This is a genomic window from Duganella sp. SG902, from assembly GCF_013376005.1.
Lineage (GTDB): Bacteria > Pseudomonadota > Gammaproteobacteria > Burkholderiales > Burkholderiaceae_D > Rugamonas.
The window spans coordinates 83,580-96,751 of record NZ_JABMJK010000017.1 but is presented as its reverse complement, the minus strand read 5'-3'; the positions used below and the strand labels follow the sequence as shown (position 1 = coordinate 96,751).

Annotated in this window: 13 protein-coding genes; 8 read left to right on the top strand and 5 right to left on the bottom strand. The window is 64.6% G+C overall.

The features are described 5' to 3' along the window. Window position 1 precedes the first annotated feature (1 nt). A complete protein-coding gene (locus tag FHW83_RS26175) occupies window positions 2-892 on the top strand; it encodes a pseudouridine synthase (RefSeq protein WP_176649303.1) in 891 nt (296 codons plus the stop codon). Between the two features lie 3 nt (window positions 893-895). Here the strand turns inward: FHW83_RS26175 and FHW83_RS26170 are convergent, their stop codons facing one another. Next, window positions 896-3,880: an S-layer family protein gene (locus tag FHW83_RS26170; RefSeq protein ID WP_176649302.1), complete on the bottom strand. Its 2,985-nt coding sequence runs from the start codon at window positions 3,878-3,880 to the stop codon at window positions 896-898. Window positions 3,881-4,025: 145 nt separating this feature from the next. Then, the gene (locus FHW83_RS26165) at window positions 4,026-4,799 is read right to left on the bottom strand and encodes an exodeoxyribonuclease III (protein WP_176649301.1); all 774 of its coding nucleotides are present in this window, start codon (window positions 4,797-4,799) and stop codon (window positions 4,026-4,028) included. Window positions 4,800-4,875: 76 nt separating this feature from the next. On the opposite strand from FHW83_RS26165, the gene pyrE reads away from it, so the two are divergent. From pyrE to FHW83_RS26130, 7 genes are all read left to right on the top strand, one after another. Further along, window positions 4,876-5,541, top strand: coding sequence for an orotate phosphoribosyltransferase (pyrE, locus tag FHW83_RS26160; RefSeq protein WP_176649300.1), 666 nt, complete (start codon window positions 4,876-4,878; stop codon window positions 5,539-5,541). 75 nt (window positions 5,542-5,616) lie between these two features. Further along, entirely contained in the window at window positions 5,617-5,988 is a 372-nt protein-coding gene (locus FHW83_RS26155; protein ID WP_176649299.1) for a hypothetical protein, read from the top strand. Continuing rightward, window positions 5,988-6,833 (top strand): alpha/beta fold hydrolase, encoded by an 846-nt coding sequence (locus FHW83_RS26150; protein ID WP_176649319.1) that lies wholly within the window; start codon window positions 5,988-5,990, stop codon window positions 6,831-6,833. Before FHW83_RS26155 ends, FHW83_RS26150 begins: the two co-directional genes overlap by 1 nt. 116 nt (window positions 6,834-6,949) lie before the next feature. After that, the gene (locus FHW83_RS26145; protein WP_176649298.1) at window positions 6,950-7,513 is read left to right on the top strand and encodes a transcriptional regulator; all 564 of its coding nucleotides are present in this window, start codon (window positions 6,950-6,952) and stop codon (window positions 7,511-7,513) included. Further along, a complete protein-coding gene (locus FHW83_RS26140; protein WP_176649297.1) occupies window positions 7,510-8,079 on the top strand; it encodes a transcriptional regulator in 570 nt (189 codons plus the stop codon). The genes FHW83_RS26145 and FHW83_RS26140 overlap by 4 nt, the downstream gene beginning before the upstream one ends. Beyond that, a complete protein-coding gene (locus FHW83_RS26135; RefSeq protein ID WP_176649296.1) occupies window positions 8,076-9,134 on the top strand; it encodes a sensor histidine kinase in 1,059 nt (352 codons plus the stop codon). Before FHW83_RS26140 ends, FHW83_RS26135 begins: the two co-directional genes overlap by 4 nt. Beyond that, entirely contained in the window at window positions 9,131-9,871 is a 741-nt protein-coding gene (locus FHW83_RS26130) for a LytTR family DNA-binding domain-containing protein (RefSeq protein WP_176649295.1), read from the top strand. The genes FHW83_RS26135 and FHW83_RS26130 overlap by 4 nt, the downstream gene beginning before the upstream one ends. A 1-nt stretch (window position 9,872) precedes the next feature. Here the strand turns inward: FHW83_RS26130 and FHW83_RS26125 are convergent, their stop codons facing one another. From FHW83_RS26125 to FHW83_RS26115, 3 genes are read right to left on the bottom strand one after another with little or no spacing between them, the layout of a single operon-like run. After that, on the bottom strand, window positions 9,873-11,138 hold the full coding sequence (locus FHW83_RS26125; RefSeq protein ID WP_176649294.1) for a M56 family metallopeptidase: 1,266 nt from the start codon (window positions 11,136-11,138) through the stop codon (window positions 9,873-9,875). After that, window positions 11,135-11,506, bottom strand: a complete 372-nt coding sequence (locus FHW83_RS26120; protein ID WP_176649293.1) for a BlaI/MecI/CopY family transcriptional regulator — start codon at window positions 11,504-11,506, stop codon at window positions 11,135-11,137. The genes FHW83_RS26125 and FHW83_RS26120 overlap by 4 nt, the downstream gene beginning before the upstream one ends. Window positions 11,507-11,563: 57 nt before the next feature. Beyond that, the gene (locus FHW83_RS26115) at window positions 11,564-13,159 is read right to left on the bottom strand and encodes an alpha-amylase family glycosyl hydrolase (RefSeq protein WP_176649292.1); all 1,596 of its coding nucleotides are present in this window, start codon (window positions 13,157-13,159) and stop codon (window positions 11,564-11,566) included. Window positions 13,160-13,172: the final 13 nt, after the last annotated feature.

Here is a 13,172-nt window from a genome sequence, read left to right as displayed (position 1 = left end):
TATGTCGCGTCACCCGCTGCCCATGCGCGACGGCGTCGCGCCCAGCTATCTGTATCTGCCGGAGGGCGACTGGCCTGACATGATCAGCTTCCTGGTGGCGCGCTTTCCGGACGTGAGCGAGGCGGCGTGGCGCGAGCGCATGGCGCGCGGCGATGTGGTGGATAACGACGGCAAACCGTTGCTGCCCACCAGCCGCTTCAAGCGCGGCCTGCGCATGTTCTACTACCGCGAGCTGGAATACCCGGAAACGCCGATCCCGTTCCAGGAGGAGATCCTGCACCTGGACGAGCATCTGGTGGTGGTGGACAAGCCGCACTTCCTGCCGGTGATACCGTCCGGCCGCTTCCTGCATGAGACCTTGCTGGTACGGCTGCGCAAAACGCTGGGAGAGGAAGACCTGGTGCCGATCCACCGGCTCGACCGCGAGACGGCCGGGGTGGTGATCTTTTCGCGCAACCCCGCCAGCCGCGGCGTGTACCAGTCCATGTTCCAGAAGCGCGTAATCGACAAGGAATACGAGGCGCTGGCGCCACGCCTGCACGATGTGCAGTTCCCCTTTACCTATCGCAGCCGCATGGTGGAGGGCGACAAGTTCTTCGTCATGAAGGAGGTGGAGGGCGAGCCGAATTCGGAAACGCTGATCGACGTGGTCGAGCATCGCGGTGAACTGACCCTGTACCGCCTGTATCCGCATACCGGCCGCCAGCACCAGTTGCGCGTGCACCTGTCGTCGCTGGGCATCCCGATCGTCAATGACGCCTTCTATCCGGTGGCCCTGCCGTGCAAGCAGGACGACGTGTCGCAGCCCTTGCAGCTGCTGGCGCGCGCCATCAGCTTCATCGATCCGCTGAGCGGCGAATGGCGCGAGTTCCGCTCGCGCCGTAGCCTGTAGCGCTTACGCCGAGATGGACGACAGGTCGACTTGCACGCCGACGATCACCGCCACAGTCACCGTCGCTCCCGTGTTGTGATAGATGTTGTAGCCGCCCGAGGTGCCGTCCGCGTGCCAGACTGCGCTGTCCAGCGTGATGGTGGTGTCGCCGCCGCCGGTGTTGGTGATGTTCAGGCGGCTGCCGCTGGTAAAGGACGTCACGTTGGAGGTGCCGAGAATGACCAGGCTATTGGTGCCGTCGGAACCGAAGTTGAGGGTCTCGATGCCGGTAAAGTTGTACAGATTGGACAGCGAGGCCGTGGTGTCATTGTTCAGGTTCAGCGTATCGGCGCCGGCGCCCGCGCTCACCACGGCGCTGGCATAGCCGTCCAGCGAGATGATGTCCGCGCCGCTGCCGGTGGTGACCGAGGCGGCCAAGCCGGCGCTGACCACGTTGCTGCCGCCGCCTGTCGTCACGCTGGCATTGTCGCCCACGCCGACCGTGGAATTCGACCCCGCCACGACGGTGTCGCCGTCGCCGCCAAACACCAGGGCGTGATTGCCGAGTGTGATGCTGTCCGCGCCGTCGCCGCCGATCACGGTGGTGTAATTGTCGGACGCGTGGTTGAAGGTGACACCGCCATCGGCCAGGTAGTAGGCCACGCCCGCCGTGGTCTGGCCGGGGAAGGGCGTGATGTTGCCGGCGCCATCGCTCAGGCGCAGCGCGTAGTTGTTGCCCAGTTCGCCGGAGACGCCGCTCAGCTCCCAGGTCGATACGCCCGAGCCGATAAAGGTGGTGGTGGCCTGCACCCAGGTGGCGCCGTGGTCGAAGCTGACTTCCACCAGCTCGTTCGAGGTGTCGGTGCTGCCGGTGATGCCGCCGTCAATGCTGCTGGCGCCGCTCGTGAACGACTGGCCCACCACCAGCGCGGCCGATGCCGCCGTGTCCACTTCCAGCGTGGCGCTGATGCTGGAGATCTGGCTGTCCATGCCACTGACCACTTGCTTGACCTGAATGCTGTCCATGGCGTAGGTGCCGTCGGTCAGGTTGAAGCCATCGCCGCTGCCCAGGTGCCAGCTGTCGCTTGAGCCGAGGCGGTAGTACCAGTCGCCGCCGCTGTCCACGCCGCTGATGCTGATGCGGTTGTTGCTGGTGATGCCGTCGGTGTGGCGAGTGGAGCTGGCATCGGTGTCCCAGGCCGGCGCCGTGTCTTCGTAGTTGATGCTCAGCGCGCCGGGCAAGGAACCGCCGCTATAGGTGCCGGCGGTGGTGAAGTGCAGCATCGGGTTGTCGCCGGTGATGCCGAAGTTGCCGGCCAGGTCGCTGATGGCCGCGCCCTGCACCGTGTAATGGGTGCCGGAGGTGAGTGCGCTGCTCAGGTTGATGGTCAGCGTCTTGCCGCTGGCCGCGCTGCTCGACAGCGTGACTTCCTGCATGTTGTCGGGATTGTCGTCATCCCGGATCTGGACCACGGTGCCGTCTTCCACCGCGATGTTCTCGTTGAAGGTGAAGGTCAGCTTGGTGATGCCGGTGCTGACCCCGGTGGCGTCTTCCACCGGCGCCGATGTGGAGATGACCGGCGCGGTCTTGTCGAGGGTGATGGCGCTGGTGCCGCTGGCGGTGCCGGTATTGCCGGCGATGTCGACAATGCGCGCGGCCAGCGTGTGCGCGCCTTCGCTCAGCGAACCGAGCGCGATGCTGACCGAGGTGCGCGCGGTCGGGTTGTACTGGTCGACGCTGAAGTAGTCCTGGCCGTAGTACAGGTCGGACGCCTGGATCACGTAGCTGGCCACCACTTGCGAGCTGTGGCTGGTGTCGACGATCTCGATGGTGTCGCCGGCGTGGAAGCCGTGCAGGCCGGCCACGTCGAGCGTGACCAGTTCCGTCGAGTAGGTGATGCGGTCGCTGTGCGAGACGCCGGTGTCGCTGTCGCTGGGCAGCGTCAGCGCGTGGCCGGCCAGCGACACGGCGCTGGTCAGCAAGGTGTACTCGGACGAGGCCACGCCGCTGGTGTTGCCGGCGGCGTCGGTCACGCGCGCCAGCACCTCGTGCGTGCCACTCTGCAGCGTGAGCTTGGTGCTGCTGGACCAGCTGCCGGCGCTGGCGGTGGCGCTGACCCAGCTGGCGCCGCCGTCGACCGACACCTGCAGCGTCTGGCCCGCGAGCAGCGAGCCGGAGTAGGTGCCGCTGATGGTCTGGATCGCGGTCTTGGTGATCAGGTCCGAGGCGCTGACGCCGGTGTCGGCGGAAAACGTGAAGTTGCTGCTGACGTCGATCTCGATCGGGTGGTTGTTGTAGCTGTAGGTATGGCTGGCCTGGGCGCTGCTGCCGCCGGTGGTGTTGCTCACGCGCGCCAGCAAGTTGCCGTCGAGGGCGCCGCCGGCGGCCTCGGTCAGGTTGTCGAGGTCGATCTGGCCGCTGTAGCTCCAGGTCTTGGCGCTGCTGTTGACGGTGGCCTTGTACCAGCTGGCGCCGTTGTCCAGCGACACCTGGACAAACTCGTTGGCGCCCAGCGTGCCGGTGTAGGTGCCGGTCACCACCTGGTCGCGCGCGGCGGTGATGTAGTCGCTGCTGTTGGTGCCGGTGTCGGTGAAGTGAATGGTGGTGCCCACCGCCGCCGCCGGCGTGGCCACCGGGGCTGCGGTGCCGGTGGCAACAAAGTTGAACAGCCGTGGCGAACTGATGGCCGCGTTGGCGCCGCCGCCATCGCTTTCCTCCACCGCGCCGGCGTTCATGGTGACGCTGTAGCTCAACCCGTTCTTGAGCGCGCTGTTGAGGTGGAACGTGACATCCTTGCCGTAGGTGATCTGTGGATCGCCGGCCGACAGCGTGCGCGCGTCGGTGGCGCCGACGATGCGTTCCTTCAGTCCCCCGGAGCCATAGTAGGACTGGGCGTAGCCGTCGCTGATCACAATATTGCCATCGCCGCTGGCGACCACGCGGTCAAAGTGCAGGACGATGGTGGAGTTGTCGGTGATGGTGACGGACTGCAGGACAGGGGTAGTCATGACGCTCAAGGTTATCTTTGGGAAAGCTCCAATGATAACAATGAAACATGGATATTTCTAATTAGTAAATTTCATGAGACCGAAATTTGTGCCGCGAAACAACGAAGTTGCTGCGCCCCAACTATGGAACGCAGCAAGTGAGCACTTACATCGCGTCGTAGATAATGGTCAGCGGCGCGTGGTCGGAGAATTTCTCATCCTTGTAGATGGCCACGCTGGTGGCCTTGGCGGCGATGCCCGGGGTGGCCACGTGGTAATCGATGCGCCAGCCCACATTCTTGGCGTAGGCCTGGCCGCGGTTGCTCCACCAGGTGTACTGCTCTTCGCGCGGATCGAGGCCGCGGTGCACGTCGACGAAACCGACTTCGTCAAAGATGCGGGTCATCCATTCGCGCTCTTCCGGCAGGAAGCCGGAGTTCTTCTTGTTGCCCTTCCAGTTCTTCAGGTCGATTTCCTTGTGGGCGATGTTCCAGTCGCCGCAGATCACCACCTCGCGGCCCTCGGCGTGCAGTTGCCGCAGGTGCGGCAGGAACAGGTCCATGAAGCGGAACTTGGCCTCCTGGCGCTCCGGACCGGACGAGCCGGACGGGCAATACACCGAGATCACGGTCAGCTTGCCGAAATCGCAGCGCACGTAGCGGCCTTCGGCGTCGAACTCGGGCGAGCCGAAGCCGATCACCACGCGGTCCGGTTCGATCTTGCTGTAGACGCCGGTGCCGGAATAGCCTTTTTTCTCGGCGTAGTGGAAGTGGCCGTGGTAGCCGCCGGGATTGAGGAATTCCGGCGTCATGTCCGGCGCCTGCGCCTTGAGTTCCTGCACACAGACGAAGTCGGCGTCCTGCTTGGCCATCCAGTTGAAAAAGCCCTTGGAGGCGGCGGAGCGGATGCCATTCAGGTTGGCGGAGATGATTTTTGGCATAGAAGATTCAGGGCAGAAAATACGGAATGCGCTAGTGTAGCGGTAAAATACCGGCACTTTAAAGAAATGAGGCAACATGAACACCTTACGTCAGGAATTTATCCAGTTTTCGGTCAACACGGGCGTGCTGCGCTTCGGCGAGTTCACCACCAAGGCCGGCCGTCAGTCGCCGTACTTCTTCAACGCCGGCCTGTTCCACGACGGCGCCACGCTGGCCCAGCTGGCGCAGTTCTACGCGCAGACGCTGCTCGATTCCGGCGTCCAGTTCGACATGCTGTTCGGCCCTGCCTACAAGGGCATCACGCTGGCCTCGGCCACGGCGGTGGCGCTGGCCGGCAAGGGCCGCAACACCTCGTTCGCCTTCAACCGCAAGGAGGCCAAGGACCACGGCGAGGGCGGCACCATCGTTGGCGCCAAGCTGCAAGGCAAGGTGGTCATCATTGACGATGTGATCTCGGCCGGCACCTCGGTGCGCGAATCGGTGGAGATGATCCGCGCGGCCGGCGCCGAGCCGTGCGCCGTGCTGATCGCGCTGGACCGCATGGAGCGCGCCGGTAAGGACGGACAACTGTCAGAATTGTCGGCAGTGCAGGAAGTGACCGAGAAATATGGCATTCCAGTGATTTCGATCGGCAACCTCGACGACCTGTTCGGCTTCCTGAACGGCGCCGCCGCCGATCCGCAGCTGGCCCAGTACAAGGACGCGGTGGCGGCTTACCGCAGCCGCTACGGCATTGCCTAATTGGCTATATTGCTAGACTTTGATATTTCTATGGTGTAACCTCCTCGCGGTAGGAGACCAACCAGAGGCAGACCAATGAATATCGCAACACTGAAGGTACACGGCGACGATGAAGGCCTGGCAGACATCCGCGATGGCCTGCCTACCGAGCCGCACGGCGACTGGCAAAAGGGCGACGTCAAGCCAGACGGCCGGGTGCGCATCGACTCCGGGTTTTACGTGGCCATCGGCACCGAGCAGAACCCGGACGAGCTGCTCAAGCAGATCCGTTTCTACCTTGGCGAGTGCCAGGCGCGCGGCATCCACTTCGAGCGTTCCGACGTCGCCGCCGAGCTGCGCGTCTCCTTCCCCACCGACCAGGGCGCGTCAACGCCCAGCCTGGACTTCTCGCTAGCCGACATGACCATGCTGGTTGAAATGGGCATCAATCTGAGCATCACCGCTTGATGCGGTTTTCCGAGGACCGACTCACCACTTTCAGCGCAGGGCAGGGCGCGCAGCGGCGCGTGCATGTGTGGGAGCCGGAGGCGCCGCGCGCGGTCATCCTCGCCATCCACGGCGGCATGGCGCACGGCGGCGACTACGTCACGCCGGCGTTGTACTTCCGCCAGCACGGCATCGCCACCGTGGCCTACGACTTGTGCGGCCACCAGGACGCGCGCCGGGTCGACATTCCCGGCTTCGAGGTCTTCCTCGACGACAGCCTGCTGTTCCTGCAATGGGTCAGGCAGCAGTATCCGGGCTTGCCGATATACGTGATGGGGCACTCTATGGGCGCGCTGATCGCGACCCATCTGGCGCTTGGCCACTTTGCCGGCGAGGCCGCGATCAAGGGCTACATCCTGTCCTCGCCATACTACGTGAACGCGATCAAGGTGTCGCCGGTGCTGCTGGCGCTGGCCGGCGTGCTGGGCGCGCTGGCGCCGCGCATGAAGGTGCCGCTGGAGTCGCTCACGGATCAGCTCACGCACGACGGCGGCATCACCGCGCGCCATCACGCCGATGAGCGCGACGGCATTCGCGCCACCGAAATCACGGTCCGCTTCGGCAACGCGCTGACCGCCGCGCAGCAAGGCCTGGCCGCGCGCATGTCCGCGTGGACGCAGCCGCTGTTCGCGGTGGTGGCCGGCGACGACAAGCTGGCCGACGCCAACGCCGCCGAGGCCATGCTGAAGTCCGTGCCAGCGCATCTGCTGACCTACCGGCGCTACCCGCAAAACTTCCACGAAAACTTCAATGAGCTGAATCGCGAAGAGATCTTTGCCGATATCCTTGCGTGGATGATGCGTTAATCCGCTTTTCCCGACGCTTATCCGTCGTGCCGCGCGCTTGTCGCAGCGTTCACACGGCTTGCTCCCGCAGGTGCACAGTAGCGCTCATGACAACCCGTCATGCCCTTGGAGATCACATGAAAACGAAAATTCTGGCCGCGGTCCTGCTGGCGGCGACCCTGTGCGGTTCGGCCAATGCCGCTCGGGTGGAAGGATGGATACTCTCCGGCGAGCGCGCCGGTTCCTATGAAATTGGCGAAGATACCGGAGAGGGCAAGAGCAACAAGGTGCCGCGCTTCATCCGTTACACCGGCGGCGACGCGTCGTCCTTCGGCACGCTGATGCAGCAAATCTCGGCCAGGAACTACCAGGGCAAGCGCGTGCGCTTCCAGGCGCTGGTCAAGACGCGCGACGTCAGCAACTGGGCCGGCTTGTGGATGAGCGCATTGCGCGCGCGCGAGGAGCGCCCGGAAGCGTTCTACAACAGCCAGGACAAGCCCATCGCCGGCACCACCGATTGGCAGGTGCGCAGCGTCACGCTGGACATCCCGGAGGATGCGGCCACGCTGAACTTCGGCGTGATTAACGCCGGCAAAGGACAGGTGTGGATCGACGAGCTGTCACTGGAGGTGGTCGGCAAGGACGTGCCGGTGGATGTGATGCCGGGCCGTTATGTACCGGCGGAGACACCGTCGCTATGAAGCCGCTGCACGTGATCGCCGCCGCGCTGGCCGCCACCTCCTTGTGGGTGGTGGCGGCGGAATCGGTTGGCAAACTGCCGCCGCCATGGTTTGTCTCGGGCGACCATGCCACCTCCTATCAGGCTGGCATCGACAACGTCGAGACCATCAGCGGCAAGGGCGCCAAGTTCCTGCGCTATGCGCAGGGCGAGGACAAGGGCTTCGGCTCGCTGGTGCAGATGATCTCGGCGCAGCGCTACCTGGGCCAGCGGGTGCGCTTCCGCGCCATGGTCAAGACGCGCGACGTCAGCAACTGGGCCGGCCTGTGGATGCAGGTACAGGCGCAGAAACGGCCCAATGGCGCGTTTTATAACAGCAGCGACCAGCCGATCAAGGGCACCACTGCGTGGCAGGTGCGTAGCGTGACGCTGGACGTGCCGGAAGACGGCACCACCATCTCGTTCGGCGTGATCAACTCCGGCAGCGGCCAGGTGTGGATCGATGAGCTGTCGTTTGAGGTGGTGGACAAGACAGTGCCAGTGGATGTGATGCCGCCTTCGCGTCTGCCGGAGAAGCCGGTTCTATGATGACGATGCGATGGCGCGGCGCGGACGCTGGTGGCGCACCGGAGGCGCTGCGGCGCGTGGCCGCCTGCACGCCGCGCCAGTGCGCCTTAAGTGCGCTGCTGGTGTGTGCCGGCACGCTGGCGGCGATCCAACTGCGCGCTTACACCTGGCTGGCGCTGTTCGCGGCCTTGCTGCTGCCGCTGGGCGCCTCTGCCGGCGTGATGCTGCTGATGCAGCGCCATGTCCGTGGCCGCGGTTGGGCCGCTTTGTGGGCAGCGTTGCTGGCGCTGGGGTGCGCCAGCACGGCGGCGGCAGGGTGGATCTACGCGCTTGGCCTGTCCTGGATCGGCATCGATCCGCTCAACGAAGCGCAGGTAATGGCGGTGCAGGCGCTGTTGTTCATGCTGTTGTTTGTACTGCCGTTGTGGATGGCGCGGCATCGCGCGCGCACCTTGCATATCGCCCAGTTGTCGCAGGCGGCGATGGCCTCGGACCTGAAAGCCCTGCAGGCGCAAATCGAACCGCACTTCCTCTACAACACGCTAGCCAACACGCGCTATCTGGTGCGGCACCAGCCGGAACGGGCGCTCGGCATGCTGGACCACCTGATCGCCTACCTGCGCAGCGCATTGCCCGACCTGCGCAGCCCGATGTCCACGCTGGGCCGCGAGTGCGAGCTGGCCGCTCATTATCTGGAGCTGATGGCGATACGCTACGGCGACCGTCTCAGCGTGCACATTGCCTGTGCCGACGAGGTGCGCGACCTGGCGCTGCCGCCGCTGATGCTGATGCCGTTGGTGGAGAACGCCGTGCAGCATGGCGTCGAGCCGCACGCCGGCGCGGTCGCCGTCACCGTGCAGGCGCGGCGCGCCGATGGCCGCGTGCTGGTGGCGGTGCGCGACAACGGCGCCGGTCTGGGCAACGCCGTGTTGGGTAGCGGCGTGGGCCTGCGTAATGTGCGCCAGCGGCTGGAAGCCCTGTATGGCGGCGCGGCCAGCCTGCGCTTGAGCGTCGGCGCCGACGGCTGGACCGTCGCGGAATTGAACCTGCCCTTATCCCGTCCGGAGTCTGCATGAAGCAAGCCCCCCGCATCCTGATTGCAGATGACGAGCCGCTGCTGCGCGCCGAACTGGAAGCGGCGCTGGCCGCGCTCTGGCCCGAGGCGCAACTGGTGGCTTCGGCCGGCGATGGCATCGAAGCGCTGCGTCTCGCGCGCGAGCTGGAGCCGGACATCGCCTTCCTCGACATTCGCATGCCGGGCCTGAACGGACTGGAAGTGGCGCGCACCTTCGGCTCGCGCACGCATATCGTGTTCGTAACGGCCTATCAGGAACACGCGTTGGCGGCGTTCGACGAAGGCGCGGTGGACTACCTGCTCAAGCCGCTTGATACCGGACGGCTGGCGCGCGCCATCGAACGCCTGCGCAGCCGCCTTGGCACGCCACCTCCCGATCTCGCCCGGTTGGTGCAGCAGTTGGCGCCGAAGAAGCCGCCCGCGTGGCTGCAGGCCAGCGTGGGCAACACCATTCACTTCATCGACCTGAACGAGGTGGTTTACTTCGCTTCAGAACTCAAGTACACACGGGTGGTCACCGATCAACTGGAAGCCCACATCCGCACACCCTTGAAGGATCTGGCCGGGCAACTGGAGGAGGCGGGCTTCTGGCAAATCCACCGTGGCTACCTGGTGGCCGTCAAACGCATCGCCGCCGTCAACCGGGACGCCGACGGTGCCGTGTGGCTGACCCTGCGCGACCACCCACTGCGCCTGCCGGTCAGCCAACGCTTCCAGCACCGTTTCAAAGGCATGTAAGCTATTCCAGCGTCCAGACGTATCGCAGGCTTGTCCAGGATTCGACGGGTTTGCCGGCTTTGGTGGCGGGTTTGAAGGTGCATTTCTCGATACCGGTGCGTGAAGCTTCATCCAGATCGGCGTGGCCGCTGCTGTGTTCTATGCGTGATTTTTTTACTTTGCCGGTAGGGTCAATCAGGAAGCCCAGTTGCACTGTGCCGGTGCGCGACTCCTTGAACGCTTGCTGCGGATACACGGGCTTGGCGCAGCTCTTGATGTCGATCCGCGCGTCGACGCGGTTGGAGACATTCTTGTCGGTTGCTGTCGCCTCCGCGTAGATCGACAGGCAGGCCAGCGCCACGCCTGCCATGGCGATGGCAGCTTTCCAGTTGAGGGCTTGCGGCGCAGGGCGCAGCAGGTGTTGGATACGCATCATCAGATTTCCTCCGTTGGCCGCTTGGGCCAGTTGGTGAGTGGAGAACTGGCGTTTTTCCAGTTCGGATAATGCAAGTGCCAGGCGCCGCGGTTCGCCGAGCTGTCTTGCAGCGACATCGTCTGCGATCAGTTCGCGCTCAAGACGGATGCGGTTCGATATCCACCACACGGCCGGATGGTAGAACAGCAGCGTCTCAATCACGTTCTGCAGCAGGTTAATCAGGTAATCATGGCGCTTGATGTGCGCAATCTCGTGCGCCAGCAGGGCTTCCAGCAGGTCCGGCGGCATGCCGCCCACCAGCGCCGCCGGCATCAGCACGACGGGACGCCACCAGCCGGCGGTGATGGGGCTGGACAGCGCATCCACCACCCGCAGACGCACATGGCGTGTGATGCCGAAGCGCTGCGCCAGCCTTGCCAGATCGGCCTCCCAGCGCAACTGATCGTGACGCTGGCAGCTGCTTGGCCGGCGCGTGGTGCGGTCTATCCATAGCAGCCCCGCGATCATGCGCAGGGCCAGTGCGGCGGCGCATAGCGCCCAGATGCCGACGATGCCGCGCAGTGAATTCAGCAGCATGAACCTGGTGCCCTCATCGCCGGTGATGTGGTCCGTCCATTGCAGACCAGGCAGGGCGGCGCTGACGGCCGCCGCATCGCCGGTCAGGCGCTGTATCAGGTCGAACAGCGGCCAGCACAGGCACGCCAGCAGGGAGACGCAGGCCACCAGATAACGGTATTCAGCGCGGCTGTTGCGCAGCAGGGTAAGGGCGACCGCGCAGGCGCAGCCGAGCAGCAAGCCTTGCCACAGGAAGTGCATCAGCGTCAGCCCGAGCTCGAAGATGAAGGCGCTCATTTGTTTTCTTCCTTAAGCAGTTTTTCGATTTCCGCTCGCTCTTTTTTGGAGATGCCGGAGCGCAGCGCGGCCAGCACCAGCGCCTTGGCCGAGCCGGCGAAGGCCTTCTGCATCAGATCTTTGAGCAGGCTGGATTGCATGCTGTCCTGTGCCTGCGCCGGCGCGTAGATGTGGGAGCGCTGGCTCTCGTCGCGCGTCAGGATGCCCTTGGTGTGCATGATCTGCATCAGGCGCAGCACGGTGCCGTAGGCCAGCTCCGGTTTATCGGCCAGCATGGCCTCGTGCACCTGCTTGGCGGTGGCCGAACCGAGCGGCCACAATGCCTGCAGCAGTTCGAGTTCGGCGGTGGTCGGTTTCGGAATACTCATGACGTCTCCCTGAATGCGGTAGACGTAGAATATTCTGTCTAGACAAAAATGTATACTTTAATTTTGTCGTGCGATGATCCAACCGTGCGGCGCCAGTGTGGCGTCTTCGGCGCGCCAGCCGGCGGCGTAGAGCGGTTCGATGCGCGCGAGTTCGGCGGAGAAGGTTTGCGCAGTGGACGACAGGTTGGCCAGCACCACGAGGCGCTGGTTGGCGTCGTTGCGGGTGAAGCCGATGGCGCCAGGCGGCAGACCGTCCAGGAACTCGGTGGCGCCTGTACGCAGCGCGGCGTGGCGGCGGCGCAGAGCGATCAGCGTCTGGTAATGGGTGTACATTTCGTTGTCGAAGGCTTTCCAGTCCAGCTGCCAGCCGTCGAACAATACCTGCCAGCCGGTCCATGTGGGTTCGTTGAATTCCTGTCCCATCAGGATGTGCGGCACGCCGTCCATGCACAGCATCACGGTGGCGGCGGGGCGATGAGCCTCGGTGCCGAGGAAGCTGGAGATGCGGCCTTGCTCCTTGTCCTCCAGCCAGCGCATGCGCAAGGCGCCGCGCGGGAAGCTGTAGGTGGATTCGTTCCAGTAGCGGGCAAAGGCGGTGTTGTCGGCCTGGCGCAGCATTTCGCGCGTGCCGCCTTCGTAGGTAAGGTCACAAGCGGCCAGGTGGTGGAATTCGTCGTAGGACTGCGAAATGAGGGCGATGTCCGGACGCAGCGCGCTGAGCTCCGCGCGGATCTCGTCGAGGAAGTCGCATGGTGTGATGTCGGAGTCGTCGAAGCGCAGGCCGTCGAAGCCGAAGCGTTCGATCCAGCAGCGCATGCTGGCGATCAGATACTGCCGCAACTCGCTGTCGGCAAAGTTAAAGCCGGCGAAGTAGTCGCGATTCGGCACGGCGTAGTAGATGCTGCCGTCGCCACGCCGCGTGTACCAGTGCGGATACTCGCGCGTGAAGGGATGGTCCGCGCTGCTGCGGTTGAGCGTCCAGTCCATGATGACGCGCATGCCGCGATCGTGCGCCGCCGCCACCAGTGCGCGCAAGGACGCGGCATCGCCCAGTGCAGGATCGATGCTGTTGAAATCGCGCACAGCGTAGGGATCGCCCAGCGCGCCGCGCCGCCCTTCAATGCCGATCGGGTGGAAAGGCATGATCCACAACACGTCGACACCCAATTCGTCCAGGTAGGAGAGCCTGGCGCGCACGCCATCGAAGTTGCCGCCGAAGGCCGGTACCGACAGCTGGTAGATCACGCCGTCGCGCAGCCACGCCGGGCTGGCCAGCGCTGCGCGCGCATGCAGCGGACCTGGCGCGGCGGCGCTCATGCCCTGCTGGCGCATCAGCACCGCGCCTGTCTCATCGACGGTCAGGCAGGAGTTGTTCTGGCCATCTTCGGAGATCCATGGATTGGCGGGATCGGGTATCCAGTCGCGGTCGTCGATGACGAACTTGTAGAGATGGCGGCCGGCCGGTATCGGCAGCGTGACTTGCCAGCGCGCGCCGGAGGCGCGCTCCATCATGCAGACGTCCCCCGCCCAGCAGTTGAAAGTGCCTGCCAGCGCAACGCTGTGGGCGTCCGCCGGGGCATCGAAGACGAAGCGCACGCCGCCGGGAACGGCGTGGGGCAGCAGGGCCGGGTCGGCGCGGAATTGCAAGTCCATGTCTCTCCTTTGT